This window comes from Bradyrhizobium sp. CCGUVB23 (genome assembly GCF_024199885.1).
Taxonomy (GTDB): Bacteria; Pseudomonadota; Alphaproteobacteria; order Rhizobiales; family Xanthobacteraceae; genus Bradyrhizobium.
The window spans coordinates 4,787,199-4,808,086 of the sequence record NZ_JANADQ010000001.1; the positions used below are offsets into that span (position 1 = coordinate 4,787,199).

Below are 20,888 nucleotides of genomic sequence, written 5' to 3' on the forward strand. Positions count from 1 at the left end.
CGGGGGGCAGCATCAGTCACCAGACGGATTTGAGCCAGTGCCCGATGGAGCGGCATTGCTCAATGTTGTGGAGCCGGTCGTCTGAAACAGCCGCAACACGAGTGCGATTGCCAGTGCCGTTGCGGAAAATGCGACGACGACACCGGTAATCACCAGGGCCTGCGGCACCGGGTCATTGCCCATGCCCGCCGCCGCGCCCCGCCGTCCGATGACGCCGAACAGGAGGAACACCCCGCTGCCCAGCAAATTGAAGGCGATGATCTTGCGAAGGGGCTGCGGATTGGTGATCAGGCCGTAGAGGCCAAGTCCGACCGCCGCAGCGGCACACAATCCAAACACAGTCACGCCGCTCATTGCCCCGTTCTCCGTTCCGGTGCGCCTGCAAGCAGAAGGCCGAGGGTTGCCGCAATCGTGAGGATCATGGCGACCTCGATAGCGAGGATCAGCGGCTTGGCTTGGGCTGGCGGATAAGAGAGGAACGCGGAGCCAAACAGAAGTCCTGCAATGCCGACGACAAGAAACAGGCCGGGCCCGGCAACGAGGATGAGCCGTAGCCGTCGACTGCTCACGGGTGGCGTGTCCGCCAACCCGGCCATGATTGCCAGCAGCCACATCGCCGCGAGAATCGCGCCGCCCTGAAAGGCTCCGCCGGGGTGGTTGGCTCCAGTCCAAAGGACATAGATCCCGACGACGATGCCGATCGGCGGCAACAAGCGTGCAAGAAAGACGAGAACGCCATGCGGATCGGCTTGATGGCGGGGCCCTGGGTGGCCACCCCAGGCACTGTCAGGTGCGAGCGACCAAACGCCGATGATGGCGAGTAAGAGCACGACTTTCTCGAGCATGGTATCCATGGCGCGGAACGCCATGAGCACGTTGGTGACGGGGTTCGCAAGGCTTGTCGCCCAGGCATTTGAAACGGCCGCGGGCGCAAGCGTTGGCGCAGGATCGGGCAGGACCAGTACCGCGCCGGCCAGCGTCGCGGCGGTCAGCGCCGAGAGTATTGCCGCGCACACGCGCACCGCTTTACCCGCCGCATCCGTTACCGCCGGCTCGGAATCCCGCAGTTGGGCAGCCGCGCCCAGCAACAATACGCCGCCCAGCCCTCCGCCGATTGCCGCCTCGGTCAGCGCAACGTCGATAGCGTCGAGGCGCACCCAGATCAGTGCAACCAGCAGTCCGTAAGCAACGAAGCCGACCGTCGCCGAATAGGTCTCGCGCACGACGATCGTCCAGATGCCGAGGCCCAGCACGACGGCCGCAAGCACGATTTCGAAGATCGTCGCGATGCTCATCTGGCCGATTCGCCTTGGCGCGCTGCGCGCGCGATCAGTTGCGAAACAGTCGCACCCGCGAGCAGTCCGAGCAGCCAGATGCTGACCAGCTTGAACCCGTCGCGGAGGCTTGCTGCTTGCGGGAGCAATCCAAGCACGACGAGACCGAGGCCAAGATTGTCTGCCTTCGTGAGTGCGTGCAGGCGTGTCAGCGTATCGGGAAAGCGAAGAAGACCCACTGTGCCAGCCAGAAAGAAGAACGCGCCCGCCGACACCGCCACAATCGTAATAATGTCGCCTAGCAAGCTCATTTGGGCTCCGTTGGTGCGGTACCATCGGCATCGAGGCTGGAAAGTCCTTTCTTGACAAAGGCGATAGACGCGAACGTGGCGAGAAGCGCCAAAGTCAACGCCACGTCGATTGCCGCCGGCAGGCTCGCTACCGTGCCGAGCAGCAGCAGTGTTGCGATACCGCCGGTTCCGATCAACTGCATCGCCATCATACGGTCGGCGTCTCCCGGACCACGCAGGATCGACACCAGCCCCAGCGCCAGCATCGCGAGAATGAAGCCGACTGCGGCTGTCAGGAACTCAGTCATTGTAGAGCGCGCGAACCAAGGCCGCTTCCTCTGCGGCAAGCTCAGCAACCACCGGCTGCTCGACATCGAGACAGTGATAGACGAGCTGACCGTTCTCCTCTCCGGTCGGCACCGTGCCGGGCAGCAGGCTGGTGAGCGTTGTGAATACGTTGCGACGAATCCCGGATGAAAGACGGGTCGGATAAGCCACGAACCCAGGGCGCAGGGGCAACCGCGGATCGAGCGCGCGCCTTGCGACATCCGTTCCGGCCACGACCGAGTGGTATAGAAAGAGCAACACCAGTTGACCGATGGCACGAACAGAGCGCCGTGCGGTGCTGGGCTCTAGCAAGCGCAAGCTCGTCCAGGTCGCTGCGGCGATGGCGGCTGCTGCGGCAGGAATGTCGGCGGGATCCGCTCCAGCCAGCACGAGCCAGAGGCATAAGAACCAGGCCGCTCGCGAAGCCGCCTTTAACGCCATGCCTTTACAGCTCCAGCTCTGGAGGCGCCTTGGGAACCGTTGCATCAATGCCTATGCGCTACGGTTGCGACCGCAGATATCGGGTGATTGCCTGATTGAAATCTCGGGAATTCCCTAGGACGTGAGGGCTCGACTCCGTCGGGTGCCTGCCCGAAACTGACCACGGTTGCATCCATTGCCCTCGGTAGATTTACCGATGTGCGCGGCCGCTTCCTCGCACGAGAATGCCCGGAAACTACCGAGACGACACCCGGAAGCGGCAGGGCCTCCGGTATAGCTGGCCTGCCCGGCAACGATTCTAGAACGCAAAGGGCACACCATGGCTACGTGCGGCGCTCGAAGAACCCCTCGCCAGATCTCAACATTGGCGCTTGTGGCATCGATATGCGGTTTGATGCTCGGGGCGTGCGGAAGGGAAGCTGCAACGAATGATGCACCAGCGCCGCGGATCGTTCGCACAGCGACCATAGAAAAGCGCAAGGTCACGACGCCGCTGACATTTTCCGGGCGGATCGAGGCCGAGGATGAAGTCAATGCGGCATTCCGGATCTCGGGCCGCCTGCTGATCAATGACGCCAAGATAGGTGATCGGGTCAAGGCCGGTCAGGTTTTGGCGCGATTGGAGTCGCAGAATGAACTGAACACGTTGCGACAGGCGCAGGCATCCCTTGCCGCCGCTCAAGGGCAATTGACGCAGGCGCGCAATCACTTCGATCGTCAGGAGACGCTCCTGGCGCAGGGGTGGACCACGCGCGCCAACTTCGATGCCGCAACTCAGGCGCAGCAAACGGCGCAATCGCAGGTCGATGCGGCTGAAGCGCAGCTGAATTCCGCGCATGACCTGGTCGGCTTCACCGAACTGAAGGCCGATGCGCCCGGCGTGATCACCGCGAGCGGTCCCGGAGCCGGCGAGGTCGTTCAGGTCGGGCAGATGATCGCAAGGATCGCACGGCAGGACGGCCGCGATGCAGTATTCGATGTTCCCGCTCAATCGATCAGGTCCGCCTCGGCTGACACCGAAATCAACGTCAGCCTGGCAGATGATTCGTCAATAAGGGCGCAGGGACGAGTCCGCGAGGTTGCCGCACAGGCCAGCGCCGTCACCCGGACCTTCGAGGTCAGGGTAGGTCTGACGGATCCGCCACCAGCCATGCGCCTCGGCGCATCGGTCGTCGGGCGCGTGAACACGGATGCAGGGCCTATGATAGACATACCCTCCTCCGCATTGACCAGGATGAATCAGCGGCCCGCCGTATGGATCGTTGATCCGGCCACCAACACGGTGTCGGTCCGCAATGTGGATGTGTTGCGGTTCGACGAAGCGCAAGCAATCATTTCACAGGGACTCGACACCGGCGAAATCGTTGTCACCGCCGGAGTCCAGGCGCTTCATCCAGGTCAGAAGGTCCGCGTTCTCGGGTCAGAACCATGAGCGGAATCAATCTTTCCGATTGGGCGCTGAAGCACCGCTCGCTGGTCGTCTACATGATGATCATTGCGGTGGTCGCGGGTGGACTGTCCTATTTTCGGTTGGGTCGCAACGAAGATCCTGCCTTCATCATCAAAACCATGGTCGTCCAGGCCGCGTGGCCGGGCGCATCTGTGGAAGAAACCATGAAGCAGGTGACAGAGCGCCTCGAACGTCACTTGCAGGAAACGCCACACCTGGACTTTCTGCGAAGCTTCACAAGGGCAGGTGTCGCGACCGTCTTTGTGAATTTGGAGGGAAGCGCTACCGCGAAACAGGTCGCCGACACCTGGTACCACGTGCGCAAGACGATCGGAGACATGCGTCATACGCTGCCCGCCGGTGTGATCGGGCCCGGATTCAATGATGAATTCGGTGACACGTTCGGGATCATCTACGGCTTTACCAGTGACGGATTCACGCAGCGCGAGCTACGGGACCGGGTCGAAGACATCCGCTCGAAGTTGCTTCTCGTGCCTGACGTCTCGAAGATCGAACTCCTGGGCGAACAGGATGAGGTGATCTTCGTCGAGTTCTCCACCAAGGAGTTGGCAACCCTCGGAGTCGATCGCTCCGCGCTTATCGCGGCGCTTCAGGCGCAGAACAACGTGCGTCCGGCGGGAACGATACAGACCGGCACTGAGAGCATCTCGATCCGGGTGTCGGGCGGCTTCCAATCGGAGCGGGACATCGCCAACATCAATTTTTCCGCCGGCGGGCGCATGCTCCGCCTGAGCGATATTGCGCGGGTCCGGCGCGGGTTCACGGACCCGCCCCAGCCGATGTTTCGAGTCAACGGAAAGCCGGCAATAGGTCTTGCAATCTCCATGCAGGAAGGCGGGGATATCCTCGCGCTTGGTGCCAACATCCGAAAGGCGATGGCGGAGATCACGGCGGAGCTGCCGATCGGAATCGAGCCCAGCCTGGTCGCGGACCAGCCCGTCGTGGTCGATCATGCCATCCGTGAGTTCATGGTTTCGCTGGTGCAGGCCATCGCCATCATCATGGTGGTGAGTTTCATCAGTCTCGGGATACGACCCGGTCTGATCATTGCGCTCGCCATCCCGTTCACGCTGGCAATCGTCTTTCCGATCATGCAACTCGCCAGCATAGACATGCAGCGAATATCGCTTGGCGCGCTGATCATCGCCCTTGCGCTCTTGGTTGATGACGCGATGACGACGACCGACGCGACGCTCAGCAAGCTGGCGGAGGGCGCCAGCAAGATCGAGGCGGCAACTTTTGCTTATCGGACCCATGCGATGGCGATGCTGGCGGGCACGCTGGTGACGATCGCGGGCTTCATACCGGTGGGTTTTGCTGCGAGCTCGGCCGGCGAGTACACCTTCTCGCTTTTCGCCGTAGTGACGATCGCGCTGCTGGTGTCCTGGTTCGTTGCGGTCATTTTCACGCCGCTGATGGGAGCGGCCATTCTGGTTCCGCCCAAGCAGCAGGACCCGGCAAAGCCGGGCGCGGTCTTCCGCATCTACCGGAGCTTCCTGACATTCGCGATGCGCGCGAAATGGTTGACGATTGCGGTCTCGTTAGCGCTCTTTGTCGCCTCGATCCTTGCACTGCCATTGATCCCGCGGCAGTTCTTTCCGTCGTCGGATCGGCCAGAACTGCTCGTCGACATCAGCCTGCCGCAAAACGCGTCGATCTTCGCAAGCGAGGCGGCTGCGAAGCGGTTCGAGGCGGCCCTCGCGGCAGATCCCGATGTGGCCCGCTGGAGCACCTATGTCGGGCGCGGCGCCATCCGCTTCTACCTGCCCCTCAACGTCCAGCTCCCGAACGATTTCTTCACCCAGGCCGTGGTGATCGCAAAGGACGTCGCCGCGCGCGAACGCTTGCATGCCCGGCTGGAAAAGCTGCTGGCGGAGTCGTTTCCAAAGGCAATTTCATTCGTATCGCCGCTCGAGCTTGGACCGCCGGTTGGCTGGCCTATCCAGTATCGGGTCAGCGGACCCGATGTGGAGCGGGTCCGTGAGATCGCACTTGAGATCGGACAGATCGTCGCGTCAAATCCGCAAACCCAGCAGGTCAACTTCGACTGGATGGAGCCCGATCGCCAGGTGCGCATTCGCGTCGACCAAAACGAGGCGCGACAGCTCGGTCTCAGTTCTCAGGCGATCTCGACCGTCCTGAACGCCGTGATCTCCGGCGCTCCCGTCACCCAGGTTCGCGACGACATCTATCTGGTCGACGTCCTGGCGCGCGCGACCGACGAGCAGAGGGTCTCGCTGAACAGCCTGCGCAGTTTACAGGTCCCGCTGCCGGGCGGACAGACCGTGCCGCTCAGCCAGTTCGCCTCCTTTGAATACGATCAGGAGTTTCCGCTGATCTGGAGGCGCGACCGCGTTCCGACCCTGACGGTTCAGGCTGCCCTTGTTGGCGGCACACTGCCGGAGAGCGTCGTCACGGCGCTGTCTCCAGCGATCGATAAGTTCAGAAAGGCCCTTCCGTCGTCCTATCACGTGGTCGTGGGCGGGACCGTCGAAGAGAGCCGGAAGTCGCAGGCATCGGTCCTGGCCGTGGTGCCGGTGATGCTGTTCGTCATGTTCACGGTGCTCATGATCAAGCTCCAAAGCTTCCCACGGCTGTTCATGGTCCTGAGCGTGGCGCCTCTCGGTCTGATTGGGGTCGTTGCAGCGTTGATGCTTTCCGGCAGGCCGCTCGGATTCGTCGCCATCCTCGGCGTACTCGCGCTGCTCGGCATGATCAGCAAGAATGCGGTGATCCTGATCGGCCAGATCGATGCCGAACGTGCCCAGGGCAAGACGCCGTGGGACGCTGCGGTGGATGCCAGCAGCTCGCGCTTTCGGCCGATCATGTTGACGGCCGTGTCGACAGTCCTTGGAATGATTCCGATCGCGCCCACGGTATTCTGGGGACCGATGGCATTCGCGATCATGGGTGGCTTGCTGGTCGCGACGCTCCTTACGCTCGTTTTCCTGCCCACACTTTATGTCGCGTGGTTCGCTGAAACAGGTCGGGCCGACCCTTCCGCGCCGAAGATGCCATCAAGAGGGTAGGAACTTGGGAGTATCGTTGGTGTGCTGACGGCAGGCGGCGCCTGTCCGGCTGCGTGCTATTAGCCCGGCGCGCCTTGACTTGGATCAACCGCCGCACCCCGCAGCCAGTGTCTAAGTCATTGTTCGACGCACCTTCGGCTGAAGAGGTGTGACCAATCGTGAAGCCGCCGTTTGTTGGGACGGCGTGGCCGATTGGAGAACAAGCGATGCGTTCTATTTTGGCCTTAAGCCTTTTGGTCACCCTGTGTGGCTCTGCGAACGCGGCTACGGCGCATCCCGCACACCGGCGGCACGCTATTGTTCGACCCAACCAGGGCATGACCTACGTGCCACCTGCCTACCGGGCCGCCCCGTACAATAATTACAATGAACCGTATTTCGGCGCCTCCCAAGGTTACGCGCCCGGTGAGAAAGAACGATTTCTCGAAAGTGTGAGACGAAATCTTTAGACGCTCGTTCCAGAGGGCTGATAATCGGGGATGCGTCGCATCGCCAGGCTTGTCGACTATAGCCCGAGAACTGACTTAACCGATCCAGCTTCGCTGAAAGACCAATCAATGGGCTTGTTCTCAGTCAAGAAAATAATTGAGTTTGCCGGATCAAAGCCGATCTCGGCCAGTCGGCTGCGAACATCCTTGTACAAGGCTTCCTTTTGAGAGTCGGAGCGGCCCGCGAGCAACGTAATTTCAACGACAACAGTCGAGTTCGGATCGCGTTGCCCCAAGAAGGTCGGGTGGCAGATCATGTCGCCTGGGGGATACCGTGAGATCAGACAAAAGTCGTCGTCCGGGTTCACGCCGCAGGTGGCGACCAGGCTTGCATGGAGACACGCGTTGATGGCCTGGCATGTCTCAATTGCCAATGCCTGCGGAACATGAAGTCGGTTGAATGGCATCTGCCTTGCTCAGTCGAATACCCTTGCTGCACTAGCAGGAAACGTCCGATCTGAAAACCTGAACCGGGTGCAACAACGCTAGCTCGGAAAAATCAGGCAGGTCGTCGTGCCATGCGCGAGCAATCGGCCCCGGGTATCGGTTACGCGGCCTTCTGCCGTCCCGACGCGACGGCCGCAATTCAGGACTCTGCCTTCGGCCCTGATCTGGCCAGTCTCCAGCGTGATGGCTCGGACCAGCGAGATCTTGAACTCGAGCGTCGTGCTGCCAACGCCTCTTTCGAGCATCGACTGGATAGCGAGGCCCATGCAGCTATCGAGAAGCGTCGCCGTGAGACCACCATGCACCGTACCCCATGGATTGAGGTGCGCGCCTGTTGGATCGAGCGTGATGGCGACCCGACCGCTTTCGGCCTCCACCACGTCGTAGCCCAAGGTCTGCGCGATCGTGTTAAGAGGTAGTGCCCCGCTGGCAAGGCCCTTGACGAACTCCAGCCCGCTCATTTCCCTTTGTCGCTCGGGACTGACCGTCCCGTAGGTCCTGTTGGCCATGTTACCTTCGGTTCTCTCGGCAATGACTGTGCTCACGACATCCAACCGCAGGGTGCCAGCGAGAGCCACCCGAAACCTGACACGCTGGCCGCGCTGGCTTTTTCGGCTCCAAAGCGCGATGAGACCGGGATGAATCGTCATCGCGCTTTAGGTTGTTGTTTGAGCATGATCTCCGCGCAAACGCGTTCCGCATTTGTCGCGAGGGAAAACCGCTCCACACTTTTCCGGATCATGCCCTAAGTGGGCCCTTGCCCACTCGCGCTTGTGAAGGACGTGCGTGAGCCACGCACACCACACTCGTGCTATTGCTGCTCCCGCACTCCCACGGAGGTCCCCATGCTCCCCATCCCCGCCGACATCTTCACCGAGCCCGACGACGTCTCCCCGGACGCTCTCGCCAATCTCGGACCGCTGCGCCATCTCGCCGGCGTGTGGCAGGCCGACAAAGGTGTCGATATCAACCCGAAGGCCGACGGGCCGGAGCGGCGGACATTCATCGAGCATATCCGGATGGATCCGATCGATCCGCAGGCCAACGGGCCGCAGCTCTTCTATGGGCTGCGCTATCACATCCACATCAACACGCCCGAGGAGGACATCACCTTCCACGACCAGGTCGGCTACTGGCTGTGGGAGCCGGCAACCGGGCTGATCATGCAGACGCTGGCGATTCCGCGAGGGCAGGTGCTGCTCGCGTCGGGCAATGCCACGCCGGATGATAAGAAGATTTCCGTTACCGCGAAGCGCGGCGAGACGGCTTACGGGATCTGCTCGACCGACTTTTTGGAACAAGCCTTCCGCACCGACAGTTACCGCTGCGACATCACTTTCAACGATGATGGAAGCTGGACCTATCTCATCCAGACCGAGCTTTTCGTGCGAGGCGCGCCGTTCAATCATCGCGACACCAACACGCTCAAGCTGGTCGCGCCGCCAAAGCTCAATCCACTGGCGGTGATCGTGAACGATCGCGCCAAGAATCGCGTCAAGGATCGCATCAAGGGCGGCGGACCAGCGGCCTGAGAAGCAGCTACGGAGAATTGCATGAAGCCCCACGTTATCTGCCTGATGGCCTCGAGCGTCGACGGCCGTGTGCATCACAGCCGCTGGCGTCCGAAGGGCGCCGGTTCGGAGTGGTTCGAGCGGATACACGATGAGCTTGGCGGCGATGCCTGGCTGATCGGCCGCGTCACCGGCTCGGAGTTCGCCAAGGGCAAGCCGTATCCGACCACAACGACTGAGACTTTCCCGCGCGAGAACTGGTTTGCGCGGCGCGACGCGAAAGCCTACGGCGTGGTGCTCGATGCGCACGGCAAGATCGGCTGGGGCCGCTGCGACATCGGCGGCGATCCCATCGTGGTGGTGCTGACCGAGCGCGTGCCGGATGCGCATCTTGCTGGGCTCCGCGGCGAGGGCGTGTCCTACATCTTTGCGGGCAAGTCGGAGATCGACCTTCCGCTCACGCTTCAAATCCTCAATCGCGAGCTCGGCGTGAAGCGGTTGCTGCTGGAGGGCGGCGGCGCTGCCAACGGCGCATTTTTGCGCGCAGGCCTCATCGATGAGCTGAATCTGGTCCTCTGTCCGGCTGTGGACGGCGCCAGGGGCGCGCCGATCGTGTTCGACTCGGGCGATGCCGAGAGCGAGCAGCGTGCGCCCGTCACCGCGATGACGCTCGAGAGCACGCGGCCGCTCGGCGGCGGTGTGCTGCTGTTGCGCTACCTGATGCAGAACGATCCGAAAGCCGCGGGCCAGTAAAGTACGGGCATGGCGGACAAGTCAGAGCACATCCTCATCGTCGGCGCCGGCGCGGCCGGCCTGATGGCGGCGCGCGAGCTCGCACGTGCCGGCCGGCGGGTAACGATCCTGGAAGCGCGCACGAGGTGCGGCGGACGGATTCTTCCGCTTCCCGCCGCGGAGTTCGGATATGAAGCGGCCGGCGGCGCCGAGTTCGTCCATGGCGAGGCGCCGGTCACGCGCGCTTTGCTCGCCGAGGCGGGGCTTTCGCTGTCCACGATCGAGGGGACGCAATGGAACTTCGAGGGCGGAAAATTCTCGCGCGAGGCGCGCCACGATCCGCACGAGGCCGAGCTTCATCAGGTGGTGAAGGACTTGAAGGACGACCTGACCGTCGCCGAATTTCTGCGCCGGCATTTTGCGGGCAGCCAGTACGAGTCGTTGCGGCAGTCCGTCGAGCGGATGGTGGAAGGCTACGACGCCGCCGATCCCGCGCGTGCCAGCACGCTGGCGCTGCGCGACGAATGGATGGCTGGCGGGCGGCATATGCAGGCGCGTCCCGTCGGCGGCTATGGCGCTCTCATTGCATTTCTGGAGGCGGAGGGCCGTGCGCTTGGCGTCGATATCCATCTCGGCTGCGCCGTGTCAGGGATAGAGGAGGTGGGAGGCCGCATCGCCGTCCGCTGCGGCAATGGCGAGGTGCATCATGGCGACGCTGCGGTGCTCACCGTGCCGCTGCCGCTGCTCAAGGAGATCGCGCTGCCGCCCGTCGCGCGCGAGAAGGCCGCGGCGGCCGCGGATATCGGCTTCGGCAACGTCATCAAAATCCTGCTGCATTTCGAGAGCCGCTGGTGGCTCGACCGGCAGGCTGATCTCACAGACCTGACCTTCCTGCTCTCGGATGAACAAATCCCGGTGTGGTGGACGCAGCATCCGGCAGGGCATGCCGTGCTCACCGGCTGGTTCGGGGGCCCGCAGACCGCAGGCCTTGCCGGCCTCAGCGAGCCGGAGCTGATCGAGGCTGGGCTCGCCTCGCTTGCCGGCATCTTCGCACTGTCGCCGAATGATCTCGCGCAAAAGATCGTCGCCGCCCGCGCGATCAACTGGGCGCACGATCCCTTCGCGCGCGGCGCCTATTCCTGGGCCACGCCGCAGACGCGTGATGCGCAATCGATCCTCGCCAGCGCGGACGGCTCCACGGTGCTGTTCTCCGGCGAAGCCCTCTACCGCGGCAGCGACATGGGCACCGTCGAGGCGGCGCTGGCGAGCGGGCAGGAGACGGCGCGCATCATCCTGAAGGGGCGTGCCTAGCTCGCTTGGACATGATGACCTTTGGTTGGATTGGTGCGAAGTGCAGTTCGCCTCTCCCCGCAGGGGAGAGGTGAATGCTGTCCGCGGTTGCTGTTCAAACTAGGCCGCGCGCACCGATTCCAGGAAATTCCCGACCTCGAGCTTGAGGCGGCTGGAGTCGCGGGCCAGGAGCTGGGCGGCTGACAGCACTTGCGATGAGGCCGAGTCGGTCTGGCTCGCGCCGTCGCGCACGTCGGCGATATTTGCGGATACCTGCTCGGTGCCGAGCGCCGCCTGCTGGACGTTGCGGGCGATCTCCTGCGTGGCCGCGCCTTGCTCTTCGACGGCGGCGGCAATCGCCGAGGCGATTTCCGAAAGTTGCGCGATGGTGGCGCTGATCTCCCCGATGGCGCCGACCGACTCCTTCGTCGCCGCCTGGACGCCCATGATCTGCTGGTGGATTTCCTCGGTCGCTTTCGCGGTTTGCTGCGCCAGCGCCTTCACCTCCGCCGCGACCACGGCGAAGCCGCGGCCGGCTTCGCCGGCGCGCGCGGCTTCGATGGTCGCGTTCAGTGCCAGCAGATTGGTCTGGCTCGCGATCGAGTTGATCAACTCGACGACGTCGCCGATTCGGTCTGCTGCCTGCGACAGCTCTCCGACGCGCTTGTTGGTGTTGTGGGCCTGCTCGACCGCTTCGCTCGCCCTGCGCGCGGATTCCTGAACCTGCCGGCTGATCTCGGTCACCGACGAGGTGAGCTCTTCGGTGGCGGTGGCCACCGAGTTCACGTTGACGGAAGCTTCATCGGAGGCCGCTGCGACCGCAGTGGTGAGCTTCTGCGAGCGGTTGGCCGTCGCCGTCAGCGTGCCGGCGGAAGCCTCGAGCTCCGTCGCCGCGGAGGACACCGTGCCGACGATCTCACCGATCACGGCCTCGAAATCGCGGGTGATGGCGTCGGCCCGGCGGCCGCGCTCGATCTGCGCCTCAGCTTCGCGTGCAGCCGCTTCATCCGCGAGCTTCTTCGCGATCAGCGCCTCCTTGAAGATCTGCAGCGCGTTGGCCATGGTGCCGATCTCGTCCTTGCGATGTCCGTCCGGGATCTCGACGCCGAGCTCCCGGTCGGCAAGCCGCAGCGTCGCCCCGGTCAGCCGCGCCAGCGGCCGGATCACGTGGCGCATCGCTACGAACACCACGGCGATCGAGGCGGCGAGCACGACGAACAGAGCCGCGAGAGCCCAGCTCAGCCGCATCTGGGCCTCAGCGATCGCGGCGTCATTGGCTTTGTGGGCAAAGTCGAGGGCAGCGTCGCGCAGGCTCAGCACGCTGTTCAAGGTACCGGCGATCCAGGCGGGCCACTCGGCTTCACTGGCCGGAGAAGGGCGGCCCTCGCGCGCGGCCGCGGAGACCTCGTGAAACCGCGGCTCGCCTTCGGTCATGAGCTTGGCACGCACCTCGTCGATCGAGCGAACGAGCTCCGGCGCGCTGCCGGCATTGCTGACGCCCTGCTCGATCTGGCGCCAGAGCAGGCCGACCTGGCCGGTCAATTCGGTGACCTCGACGTTCTGGGCGGCAGACAAGGGCTGATTGCGGACGAAGAGGCCGAGGATCGCCGTGCGTGCACCATTGGTGGTGCGCATGGCTTGTGCGCTTTGCGCGAGTTGCGCCGACGGCAACAGGTTTTCTATGTCGCTGCCGGTGCGCGACAGGTTGATCAGGACTTCGCCGGTCGCGGCGGTGAGGGAGTCGACGGCGCGCGCAAGTCCGGCCACGATCGCGGTCTGGCTGTTGGGCGGGCGTTGCGCCTTGGCCATGACCGCCGCCTGACGACCGGCACTGCGGGTTCGTTGCAAGGCAAGCTCGGCAGCCTCAATCGATGCGACCGGAAGGTCCGCCGCGCCAACGGCCTTCTTGGCCGCGCCGATGGCAGCATCGGTGCCGGCGACAACTTTGTCCAAGGCCGACAATTTTTCGGACGTGGCCGCTTCAGCTGTCGGGCCCGTAACCGCAAACCAAGCAGTACGCTCGGCCGGAATCAGGCTGTTGGCCTTCATCACCAGTTCGAATGCGGTGAGCGCGCGCGCGGCCGCTTCCCGCTTGCGCAGATCACGCCATCCATCCCAGGCGACCGAAACGGCGAAGGCCACGGCGAGGAGGCCCGTAATCAGATTGCCAGCCAGGATTTTCCATCGCAGGCTGATCCCGCGCTTCGAGCGATTTGCGGATGAGTGCTCAGACGGCGAAGGAAGCTCTGACATCGGTTGGACCAAACTTATCCGGGCGTTTTCACGATAGGCTCGGCCAGCGGCCGACTCTCGCCACTAGTCTACTTAAGTAATTGCAACTAAGACGTTAAGTGTGCTTGCGACCGGCCTGGACGCGATGCTGCTTATCGCGGCAGGCACAAGCTCGAACGGCCGCGGAGGGACGGCTGACGGATCCTGATTCTCGGCGTGTCCGGCTTGGCCGAACCCGTGCGCCGAATGGCTGCTGCCAGAATCTGACACGGCTTGCTGCTAAAGGGCGGGCATCTGTCGGAGGACCTCACATGAAGCACTGGATCGCCGTCGCCTCGGCCAAGCACGTCCGGATCGGGCGTGCGCATGGCTTCATGCAGGTCTGCCACGGCAAAGGCGGCCCGCTGCGGCGGATCTCGCCGGGCGATCGCGTCGCCTACTACTCGCCGACCGAAACTTTTGGCGGCAAGGATCGGCTCCAGGCCTTCACCGCGATCGGCGTGGTCAAGCCGGGCGTGCCCTACCAGGCCGACATGGGCGGCGGCTTCCACCCGTTCCGCCGCGACGTCGCATGGAGTGACGCTGCCGAGGTGCCGATCCGGCCGCTGCTCGAAAGTCTCGCCTTCACGCGCGACAATCCGAACTGGGGCTACAAGCTGCGTCTCGGCCTGTTCGAGATTTCAAGCGAAGACATGGAGCTGATCCGCCACGTGGCGTCATCGAGCCGGCCGTTGCTGCTGGTCTGACGACGCAGACTTCCAGGCAAAAAGCCCGCATCGCTGCGGGCTCTTCTTCTCACCAGCGGTGGCCGCCATAATAGCCGTGGGGCCTGCTGTGATAGACATGTGGCCGCGGATAGTAGCCGTAGCTCCGGTAGTGCGGGCGATAGTAGCCGTGAGGCCGCCAATGATGATGGCGCGGGCCGTGCCAGTGATGATGCCGGCCTTGCGCGCTGATGTCGGTCGATGGGCTGGCCTGCATGTGCGGCTTTGCCGCGGTCTTGGCTGCGCCCTCGCCGGCGGCGTTCGCCGCGGATGAGGTTGCGAGCGCTGCAGCAGCAACAGCTATCGCCACAAAGAGATTTTTCATTCCGTCACTCACTCCAATTGATGTGCGAGGCAATAACGGAATGAGCGGCCTGCGCGTTCCGGCGACAAAGTGCCGCCTTGATCGGCGCTTTGCCGGCACAGAATCGCCGCAAGGCTTGACGTGCCGGCATCACGGATGCGGATCGGGAAAGCAGTGCCGCTCGGTGAGCGCGGCCAGGATCTTGTCCTTGTCGGCGATGAACGCGCGCCCCCGATGGCTGCCGGTCCGATGCGGCGACGTGACGCCGTCAGCGAGCACGAGCAGCGGCAGCGATTGATTCTCTTCGCCCACGAGGTCGAGGACGGCCTGTCTCGGCCGCGGCCAGGCGATGCGCTCGACGTCGATCTTGTTGGCGAGGTCGGGAAACGAGGCGAGCACTCCTTCGATCAGTGCGCAGTGCCAGCAATAGAAGTTTTGGCCCGGATAGGCCGGATCGGCAAAGCCGGGGCGCAAAAGAAACAGGCGGTCGCGGGTCATGGAAATCAAGCCACTGTTGCTGAGGTCTCACAATACTATGGCAGGGAGCCATACAACACATTCGCGGTTGACGCCTGAACGTGTTGGCCGCCCGGCGCGACAGATGCACAAGATTCACGTCAAGAGTTTTGTCATGAAGCGCGCCGCCATCCTCTGCACCGCCTCGTTGTTCGCCCTACAAGCGGGTGCCGCGGCCGCGAAGTCGATCACCTGCTCCTACCCGCAAGACCAGGAGCTAACGTTCGAGGTGCCGAAAAAGCAGGGTGGCCTGCCGCCGATCGATTTCGATTATCCGTCGAAGGTCACGCTGTTCAGCTTCCGCGACGACAATCTCCTGGTCGTCGCCATGGACGAGTCGGACAAGAGCCGTGTCCGGGTCGTGATCTCGGCGCAGCGCGACAAGGCCAAGGGCATCTACGCCGGGCAGATCGTGACCGATCTCGGCGGTAACCAGCTCATGCTCGATAATGGCCCCGTCACCTGCAAGGTGAAGGGTTGACCGAGCCGATGCATGAGCACGCTCCTTCGCCTGGCAACAGTCGTCATGCTGTCGATTGCATTCCAGGGCGTCGCCATGGCGGCTGACGAAAAGCCCTGCCATGAGAGCGCTGATGATGCGGCGATCGCCCGTTGCCGCGCGGCCGTGACGAGCGGGGCGGTAACGCCGCGCGATCTCGCCAGCATGCTCTGGGAGCGCGGGCGCAACACGATGCGCGCGGATGATCTCGATGGTGCGTTAACCGATCTCGACGCCGCGATCGCGGTCGACCCGACCTTTGCCGCGGCGTTCAACAGCCGCGGCGTGGCGCTTCGCCGGCAGCAGCGCTATGAGAAGGCGCTGGCCGATTTCGACGCGGCGATGCGGCTCGACCCGGCCAATGCGATCTTCCCGGCCAACCGCGGCCGGACCTGGCAGGAGATGCGGGATCTCGACCATGCGATGGCCGATTATGACCGCGCACTCAGGCTTGATCCCAAGCAGCTCACCGCCCTCTATGGCCGCGCGATGGTGCACCATGCACGCCGCGAGCTCGACGCCGCGATCGCGGGCTTCAACGCGGCGCTGGCGATCGATCCGAACAATGCCATCGGGCTCGCCAATCGCGCCGACGCTTTCGACGACAAGGGCGAATTCGATCGCGCCATCAGGGATTACAGCGAGGCGCTGCGAATCGACGCGCATTATGCCGCGGCGCGGATCGGCCGCGGCCGCGCCTATCAGGAAATGGGCAACTACGGGGCGGCAATCGCTGATTACAGCGCGGTCCTCGCGATCGATCCGAAGGACGTCTATGCCCTGCATAATCGCGCAGCCGCCTACGTCCGCACCGGCGATTTCGATTCCGCGATCGCGGACGCAAGCCAGTCGATCGCGCTCGATCCGAACGACAGTACCGCCTATCTCAACCGGGGCAGCGCCCATGCGTTCAAGCGCGACTATGCGAGCGCGATCGCCGACTATTCGCAGGCGCTGCGCGTCAACCCGGACGATGTCGATGCGCTCACCGCCCGCGGCCGGGCCTACGAGGAAATCCGCGACTTCGACCATGCGAGCGCCGACTACGCCCGCGCCCTGAAACTGAAGCCGCAGGCGCGCGAGATCCGTGAGCGGCTGGAGAAGACGAGGCAGCGGATGCGCTGACTTTCAAGTTCGGCGTCGGGCGCCCGGCGTTTTTGCTGACGATCAATGTGAGGCATCGCCGGTCGCGCTATGTATCGCTCTCCCAATAGCGGCGATTCGCCTGTACACTGGAAGACGTCATGGCAGAGCACGTCACTGAGGAAGATGTCCCGCCGACGCTGGCGGAGGTGATGACGCTGCCGCAGCTGCTGCGCTGGCGCGTGGCCTTGACGCCGGGCAGGGAGGCCTATCGCCAATACGATGCGACGGCGGGACGCTGGGCGAGCTATTCCTGGCGACAGATTGACGCCGAGTTCGACCGCTGGCGCCGGGCGCTCGCCGCTGAGGGTTTGGCGGCCGGTGAGCGGGTCGCGATCCTGATGCCCAACGGCCTCGCGCATGTCGCGATGGACCAGGCGGCACTGTCGCGCGGTCTCGTGCCGGTGCCGATGCACGCCGTCGACAACCCCGACAGCATCGCCTACATCCTCGGCGATTCCGGCGCCCGCCTGCTGTTCGTGGATACGCTGGAGCGCTGGCAGGCGATCGTCGCGACCGGGCAGCCGGTCCCGTGTCTCGCGCGCGTCGTCTGCGCGAGTTTTTCAGAGGCATCGCCGACTGACGCCCGCGTCATCGCGCTCGATCGCTGGCTCGGCTCTGTGGCCGGCGGTCCCGCGATGGCCAACGTTGCTGTCCGTGCAGATGATCTCGCCGCCATTGTCTACACCTCGGGCACCACCGGGCGGCCGAAGGGAGTGATGCTGTCGCATGGCAACGTCGTTGCGAATGTGAAGGCGATCGCGCGGCGCATCGCCGCCGAGCCGGACGATGTCTTCCTCTCCTTCCTGCCGCTCTCGCACACGTTCGAGCGCACTGGCGGTTATTACTATCCGATCGCGGCGGGCGCCTGTGTCGCCTATGCGCGTTCGGTGCCGCAGCTCTCCCAGGACTTGAAGCATGTGCAGCCGACGGTACTGATTTCAGTACCGCGGATCTATGAGCGCATTTTTGCGCTGATCATGCAGCACCGTGAAGCGGCCGGCCGCGCCGAGCGCGCGCTGTTCGATTTCACCCTTGCCGTCGGCGGCCGGCGCTTTGACGCGCGGCAGGGGAGGCGCTCGCTCTCGCTGTTCGACCAGCTGGCCTGGCCGATCCTGAAGCGCCGCGTCGCCGGCAAGGTGCTGGCACAGTTCGGCGGGCGCTTGCGCGTCGCCGTCTCGGGCGGTGCGCCGATCGCAGAACCGGTCATCCGCCTGTTTCTCTCGCTCGGGCTCGACGTCCTGCAAGGCTACGGCATGACCGAGACCTCGCCGGTCGTCTCCGTCAACACCGCCGAGGACAACGACCCGCGCTCGGTCGGCCACGTCCTCGACGGCATCGAGGTCAAGCTCGGCGACAAGGATGAGCTGCTCGTCCGCGGCCCGAGCGTGATGCTCGGCTATTGGCACCGGGAGGAGGAGACGCGCCGCGTCAAGGAGGCCGATGGCTGGTTGCACACCGGCGACCAGGCGCGCATCGAGCACGGCCGCATCACGATCACCGGCCGCATCAAGGACATCCTCGTCACCTCCACCGGCGAGAAGATTGCGCCAGTCGATCTCGAAACCGCGATCCTTGCCGATCCCCTGTTCGAGCAGGCCTTCGTGATCGGCGAGCAGCGACCTTTCCTCACGGCCTTCGTGGTGCTCAATGCCAAGGCGTGGGAGCAGGAGCAACAGAGGCTCGCAGGGCTCGGTAAGCAGGGCGAGGGCGGGGAGCGTGCCGCTCTGCTCGCGCGGATCGCCGCGGCCGTGAAGGACTATCCGGCCTATGCGACGCCGCGCGCGGTGTCGTGGTCGCTGGAGCCGTGGACGATCGCGGCGGGGTTGTTGACACCAACGCTGAAGAACAAGCGCCCCGCGCTGGAGCATCGCTTCGCCGCGGAGATCGAGCAGGTATATGCAAGGAAGCCGCCGCTGGCGCCGAGGCCGGCGCCTCCTGCACTTTGATCGTGCCGCTATCGGGTGGCGAGCGACATGAGCAGATTCAGTCTGTGGTTGCGCGTGCAATTTGCACGGTTGCCAGCATCATCTATTTACCAAGATGACTGCCTGTCGTGACCGGCTGAACGTTTGCCGTTCAGTTCCTAGACGATTGAGCCTCCAGCCCGGTAGGAACTCGGAACGATTGAGCCCCGCTTGGCTGGTTACGGCGGATCGCCTGGTCGCGATGCAGAATATCCCGGATCCGTTGCAGGACGCGGGCTTGTGGTGCGGATTTGCCTGGCGAACCGCGCAGCTGCAAATACGAAGTCAGCGATGTCGCGCTGGCGAGCGGGATTCCGCTCCCACTTCAGCGCGGCTGCTCAACCGGACGCAATGGTGTGACGCAATGATAATTCGCATATTGGATGTTCTCGTACGCCTGGCCAGAAGGTTGGATGCGATTCGCTTCAAGAGGGTGATGCGGTTGATGATGTGCGACGTCGAGACGGATTTTCTGTGCGTTGCCTCGATCGTCCGCTCGATCGATGACGCGCTCTCTGGCCGAAGCCGAACGGGCGACGGTCAGTTTGCGAATTGATGATGTCCTGGCGCGCGCCGCGGTGACGAGCGGCAACGACGTCGACGAGTATGTGACCCGTGATTCGCTCGATATTCATCACCAAAATCTGCTCGACACGGAAATCTCAGACGGTCGGCTCCGGCTGGGGCAGCTGTCGCAGAACATCAAGCATTTCCGCTTTTTGAGAGAGGCGCTGCTGACGCGGTTTCCAGATTTCAAGATGGTGTCCGATACCGGCATGGCGACCCCGTTGTTGCGGAGTTTCTGATCGATGACGTCCGAACTTCCAACCGAACCCGACCTTTGCCGCTTTGATCGATGCTTCTCTCAAACGCCGCGCATGTCGGACGGTGTTACGCCGAACCGCCGTCGGAACACGCGGTTGAAATAGGAGATGTCGGGAAATCCCGCTGAATGGGCGAGGTCGCTGACCTTGCGCCAACGGTTGAGAGGGTCGAGGAGCAGCTTGCGCACGAGCAGCAGGCGCTGCTCGAGGAGGAATTCGGTGAACGTGGTTCCCGTCTGTTCGAACATGCGCTGGGCATGGCGCGGGCTAACGCCCGCATTCTGCGCGACCGAGTAGATCGTCAGATCACCCCGGCTCAGATTGGCGATGACGTCGGCGCGCATGAGGTCGAGCCGCACGGCAGAATACCCTCTGTTCGCCAGTTCGGTGTGGTCGGCGTCTGTCCGCAGCAACAGGGCGACGAGATCGACCATGTGTTGCGCCATCAGGTGCTGGCCGACCACGTCGGTGTGCGGGCCAAGATTGGCGGCAAGCGCGTGGTAGCGAACGATGGCTTCTCTGATGGGAGCTTGATCGCCAAGAACCAGCGCCAGCCGGTCCTCGGCCTCGGGGCAGACCGTCAACAGCATGGATCGCGGGATGCGTACGGTCTTGACCTCGCAGTTGTTGCTGATGCCCGTGCCACAGAGCACGCTCATGTCCGCGAGACACATCTGCGAATCCGACAGTTCGATCGACTGTCGCTCGTGCGATACCAGCACGCGGCCGGACGTCGCGAGGACGAGACACATGCCGTCGAAACCGTCCTTCAGTGTTTCGCGGGTGCGCAAGAGTTCAGCCGACGACCCGCTCAAGGCGGCCAACAGGATGCCGCCGAGCAGGCTGACCTGCAGTGTGCAGTCGATGCTGTTGCCTTCGCTCGGCTTGATGTCAGCCCGGCACATGCACCGGCACAATTCCTCGCGCCATCGTTCGTAGTCGCGCCCGTGCGGCGCGCCCGTGTAACTGTTGATGAAGAAATTCGGCGCGCCCGCTTGTTGCATCATGACTCCTTCGCTCTCGACAGCCCAAAATAGTCGGAGATCGCGCGCAAGCGAAAGGCCAGCGCCAGCGGAGATCGCCTCAATCTACACGTTTGGCGCTGGAGTCCAATCGGGGCGAACCCGGTATCTCCCCGCGCTTTGATCGCGCCGCCATCAAGCCGCGAGCGACGCGGACAGATTCAGTTTGCCGTTGCGCTTGAAACCACTTTGGGGGCACTTCTGCCCGTGGCCGTTCTGCATCACGGAGCCGCAGTCACGCCCGCAGGGCGCTGATGGTGAAACGATTGGCGGTGCGTTCCAAGACGGCGACAGGTTCGTCGGACTATCCTCAATCT

Annotated in this window: 21 protein-coding genes; 10 read left to right on the forward strand and 11 right to left on the reverse strand. The window is 63.6% G+C overall.

The annotated features are described in order from the left end of the window. Window positions 1-12 precede the first annotated feature (12 nt). The 5 genes from NLN62_RS22060 to NLN62_RS22080 are packed head-to-tail and all read right to left on the reverse strand — an operon-like array spanning window position 13 to window position 2,332. Window positions 13-354 (reverse strand): sodium:proton antiporter, encoded by a 342-nt coding sequence (locus NLN62_RS22060; RefSeq protein ID WP_027520697.1) that lies wholly within the window; start codon window positions 352-354, stop codon window positions 13-15. Continuing rightward, complete coding sequence (locus tag NLN62_RS22065) at window positions 351-1,253, reverse strand: MnhB domain-containing protein (RefSeq protein ID WP_254110180.1); 903 nt, start codon at window positions 1,251-1,253, stop codon at window positions 351-353. Before NLN62_RS22065 ends, NLN62_RS22060 begins: the two co-directional genes overlap by 4 nt. A 38-nt stretch (window positions 1,254-1,291) precedes the next feature. Then, window positions 1,292-1,585 carry a monovalent cation/H(+) antiporter subunit G gene (locus NLN62_RS22070; RefSeq protein WP_027520695.1) on the reverse strand — a complete coding sequence of 98 codons (294 nt, stop codon included), beginning with the start codon at window positions 1,583-1,585 and terminating at the stop codon, window positions 1,292-1,294. Then, entirely contained in the window at window positions 1,582-1,872 is a 291-nt protein-coding gene (locus NLN62_RS22075; RefSeq protein WP_027520694.1) for a monovalent cation/H+ antiporter complex subunit F, read from the reverse strand. The genes NLN62_RS22070 and NLN62_RS22075 overlap by 4 nt, the downstream gene beginning before the upstream one ends. Then, entirely contained in the window at window positions 1,865-2,332 is a 468-nt protein-coding gene (locus NLN62_RS22080) for a Na+/H+ antiporter subunit E (RefSeq protein WP_027520693.1), read from the reverse strand. Before NLN62_RS22080 ends, NLN62_RS22075 begins: the two co-directional genes overlap by 8 nt. A gap of 373 nt (window positions 2,333-2,705) precedes the next feature. Between NLN62_RS22080 and NLN62_RS22085 the strand changes: the two genes are divergently transcribed. Together NLN62_RS22085 and NLN62_RS22090 are read left to right on the forward strand one after the other, a co-directional pair. After that, window positions 2,706-3,764 (forward strand): efflux RND transporter periplasmic adaptor subunit, encoded by a 1,059-nt coding sequence (locus NLN62_RS22085; RefSeq protein ID WP_371260465.1) that lies wholly within the window; start codon window positions 2,706-2,708, stop codon window positions 3,762-3,764. Further along, the gene (locus tag NLN62_RS22090) at window positions 3,761-6,832 is read left to right on the forward strand and encodes an efflux RND transporter permease subunit (protein ID WP_027520691.1); all 3,072 of its coding nucleotides are present in this window, start codon (window positions 3,761-3,763) and stop codon (window positions 6,830-6,832) included. Before NLN62_RS22085 ends, NLN62_RS22090 begins: the two co-directional genes overlap by 4 nt. Before the next feature lie 505 nt (window positions 6,833-7,337). On the opposite strand, the gene NLN62_RS22095 is transcribed toward NLN62_RS22090, so the two are convergent. Together NLN62_RS22095 and NLN62_RS22100 are read right to left on the reverse strand one after the other, a co-directional pair. After that, window positions 7,338-7,727 (reverse strand): tautomerase family protein, encoded by a 390-nt coding sequence (locus tag NLN62_RS22095; RefSeq protein WP_027520690.1) that lies wholly within the window; start codon window positions 7,725-7,727, stop codon window positions 7,338-7,340. Between the two features lie 78 nt (window positions 7,728-7,805). Beyond that, on the reverse strand, window positions 7,806-8,276 hold the full coding sequence (locus tag NLN62_RS22100; RefSeq protein ID WP_027520689.1) for a PaaI family thioesterase: 471 nt from the start codon (window positions 8,274-8,276) through the stop codon (window positions 7,806-7,808). Window positions 8,277-8,612: 336 nt separating this feature from the next. Between NLN62_RS22100 and NLN62_RS22105 the strand changes: the two genes are divergently transcribed. The 3 genes from NLN62_RS22105 to NLN62_RS22115 are packed head-to-tail and all read left to right on the forward strand — an operon-like array spanning window position 8,613 to window position 11,321. Then, window positions 8,613-9,299 carry an FABP family protein gene (locus NLN62_RS22105; protein WP_254110181.1) on the forward strand — a complete coding sequence of 229 codons (687 nt, stop codon included), beginning with the start codon at window positions 8,613-8,615 and terminating at the stop codon, window positions 9,297-9,299. A gap of 21 nt (window positions 9,300-9,320) precedes the next feature. After that, window positions 9,321-10,031 (forward strand): RibD family protein, encoded by a 711-nt coding sequence (locus tag NLN62_RS22110; RefSeq protein ID WP_254110182.1) that lies wholly within the window; start codon window positions 9,321-9,323, stop codon window positions 10,029-10,031. Window positions 10,032-10,040: 9 nt separating this feature from the next. After that, on the forward strand, window positions 10,041-11,321 hold the full coding sequence (locus NLN62_RS22115; RefSeq protein ID WP_254110183.1) for an NAD(P)/FAD-dependent oxidoreductase: 1,281 nt from the start codon (window positions 10,041-10,043) through the stop codon (window positions 11,319-11,321). Between the two features lie 99 nt (window positions 11,322-11,420). Here the strand turns inward: NLN62_RS22115 and NLN62_RS22120 are convergent, their stop codons facing one another. Beyond that, entirely contained in the window at window positions 11,421-13,553 is a 2,133-nt protein-coding gene (locus NLN62_RS22120; RefSeq protein WP_371933008.1) for a methyl-accepting chemotaxis protein, read from the reverse strand. A gap of 290 nt (window positions 13,554-13,843) precedes the next feature. Here NLN62_RS22120 and NLN62_RS22125 point away from each other — a divergent pair, with 290 nt between their 5' ends. After that, complete coding sequence (locus NLN62_RS22125; RefSeq protein WP_254110185.1) at window positions 13,844-14,278, forward strand: EVE domain-containing protein; 435 nt, start codon at window positions 13,844-13,846, stop codon at window positions 14,276-14,278. Between the two features lie 49 nt (window positions 14,279-14,327). Here NLN62_RS22125 and NLN62_RS22130 read toward each other — a convergent pair whose 3' ends face one another. Together NLN62_RS22130 and NLN62_RS22135 are read right to left on the reverse strand one after the other, a co-directional pair. Then, the gene (locus NLN62_RS22130; RefSeq protein WP_254110186.1) at window positions 14,328-14,621 is read right to left on the reverse strand and encodes a hypothetical protein; all 294 of its coding nucleotides are present in this window, start codon (window positions 14,619-14,621) and stop codon (window positions 14,328-14,330) included. A 129-nt stretch (window positions 14,622-14,750) separates the two neighbouring features. Then, window positions 14,751-15,098 (reverse strand): DUF3088 domain-containing protein, encoded by a 348-nt coding sequence (locus tag NLN62_RS22135; RefSeq protein WP_254110187.1) that lies wholly within the window; start codon window positions 15,096-15,098, stop codon window positions 14,751-14,753. Between the two features lie 103 nt (window positions 15,099-15,201). Between NLN62_RS22135 and NLN62_RS22140 the strand changes: the two genes are divergently transcribed. From NLN62_RS22140 to NLN62_RS22155, 4 genes are all read left to right on the forward strand, one after another. Further along, window positions 15,202-15,597 carry a hypothetical protein gene (locus NLN62_RS22140; protein WP_198031676.1) on the forward strand — a complete coding sequence of 132 codons (396 nt, stop codon included), beginning with the start codon at window positions 15,202-15,204 and terminating at the stop codon, window positions 15,595-15,597. A 12-nt stretch (window positions 15,598-15,609) separates the two neighbouring features. Next, window positions 15,610-16,740 carry a tetratricopeptide repeat protein gene (locus NLN62_RS22145; protein ID WP_254110188.1) on the forward strand — a complete coding sequence of 377 codons (1,131 nt, stop codon included), beginning with the start codon at window positions 15,610-15,612 and terminating at the stop codon, window positions 16,738-16,740. 119 nt (window positions 16,741-16,859) lie between these two features. After that, window positions 16,860-18,707 (forward strand): long-chain fatty acid--CoA ligase, encoded by a 1,848-nt coding sequence (locus tag NLN62_RS22150; protein WP_254110189.1) that lies wholly within the window; start codon window positions 16,860-16,862, stop codon window positions 18,705-18,707. A gap of 521 nt (window positions 18,708-19,228) precedes the next feature. Further along, window positions 19,229-19,531, forward strand: coding sequence for a hypothetical protein (locus NLN62_RS22155; protein WP_254110190.1), 303 nt, complete (start codon window positions 19,229-19,231; stop codon window positions 19,529-19,531). A gap of 59 nt (window positions 19,532-19,590) precedes the next feature. On the opposite strand, the gene NLN62_RS22160 is transcribed toward NLN62_RS22155, so the two are convergent. Then, the gene (locus NLN62_RS22160; RefSeq protein ID WP_245287918.1) at window positions 19,591-20,556 is read right to left on the reverse strand and encodes an AraC family transcriptional regulator; all 966 of its coding nucleotides are present in this window, start codon (window positions 20,554-20,556) and stop codon (window positions 19,591-19,593) included. Window positions 20,557-20,888: the final 332 nt, after the last annotated feature.

Excerpts from the sequence above, each read along its gene's own strand:
- NLN62_RS22060 (WP_027520697.1), bottom strand. The coding sequence starts at position 354 with ATGAGCGGCGTGACTGTGTTTGGATTGTGTGCCGCTGCGGCGGTCGGA.
- NLN62_RS22070 (WP_027520695.1), bottom strand. The coding sequence starts at position 1,585 with ATGAGCTTGCTAGGCGACATTATTACGATTGTGGCGGTGTCGGCGGGC.
- NLN62_RS22075 (WP_027520694.1), bottom strand. The coding sequence starts at position 1,872 with ATGACTGAGTTCCTGACAGCCGCAGTCGGCTTCATTCTCGCGATGCTG.
- NLN62_RS22080 (WP_027520693.1), bottom strand. The coding sequence starts at position 2,332 with ATGGCGTTAAAGGCGGCTTCGCGAGCGGCCTGGTTCTTATGCCTCTGG.
- NLN62_RS22090 (WP_027520691.1), top strand. The coding sequence starts at position 3,761 with ATGAGCGGAATCAATCTTTCCGATTGGGCGCTGAAGCACCGCTCGCTG.
- NLN62_RS22095 (WP_027520690.1), bottom strand. The coding sequence starts at position 7,727 with ATGCCATTCAACCGACTTCATGTTCCGCAGGCATTGGCAATTGAGACA.
- NLN62_RS22100 (WP_027520689.1), bottom strand. The coding sequence starts at position 8,276 with ATGGCCAACAGGACCTACGGGACGGTCAGTCCCGAGCGACAAAGGGAA.
- NLN62_RS22105 (WP_254110181.1), top strand. The coding sequence starts at position 8,613 with ATGCTCCCCATCCCCGCCGACATCTTCACCGAGCCCGACGACGTCTCC.
- NLN62_RS22110 (WP_254110182.1), top strand. The coding sequence starts at position 9,321 with ATGAAGCCCCACGTTATCTGCCTGATGGCCTCGAGCGTCGACGGCCGT.
- NLN62_RS22115 (WP_254110183.1), top strand. The coding sequence starts at position 10,041 with ATGGCGGACAAGTCAGAGCACATCCTCATCGTCGGCGCCGGCGCGGCC.
- NLN62_RS22120 (WP_371933008.1), bottom strand. The coding sequence starts at position 13,553 with ATGTCAGAGCTTCCTTCGCCGTCTGAGCACTCATCCGCAAATCGCTCG.
- NLN62_RS22125 (WP_254110185.1), top strand. The coding sequence starts at position 13,844 with ATGAAGCACTGGATCGCCGTCGCCTCGGCCAAGCACGTCCGGATCGGG.
- NLN62_RS22130 (WP_254110186.1), bottom strand. The coding sequence starts at position 14,621 with ATGAAAAATCTCTTTGTGGCGATAGCTGTTGCTGCTGCAGCGCTCGCA.
- NLN62_RS22135 (WP_254110187.1), bottom strand. The coding sequence starts at position 15,098 with ATGACCCGCGACCGCCTGTTTCTTTTGCGCCCCGGCTTTGCCGATCCG.
- NLN62_RS22140 (WP_198031676.1), top strand. The coding sequence starts at position 15,202 with ATGCACAAGATTCACGTCAAGAGTTTTGTCATGAAGCGCGCCGCCATC.
- NLN62_RS22145 (WP_254110188.1), top strand. The coding sequence starts at position 15,610 with ATGAGCACGCTCCTTCGCCTGGCAACAGTCGTCATGCTGTCGATTGCA.
- NLN62_RS22150 (WP_254110189.1), top strand. The coding sequence starts at position 16,860 with ATGGCAGAGCACGTCACTGAGGAAGATGTCCCGCCGACGCTGGCGGAG.
- NLN62_RS22155 (WP_254110190.1), top strand. The coding sequence starts at position 19,229 with ATGACGCGCTCTCTGGCCGAAGCCGAACGGGCGACGGTCAGTTTGCGA.
- NLN62_RS22160 (WP_245287918.1), bottom strand. The coding sequence starts at position 20,556 with ATGATGCAACAAGCGGGCGCGCCGAATTTCTTCATCAACAGTTACACG.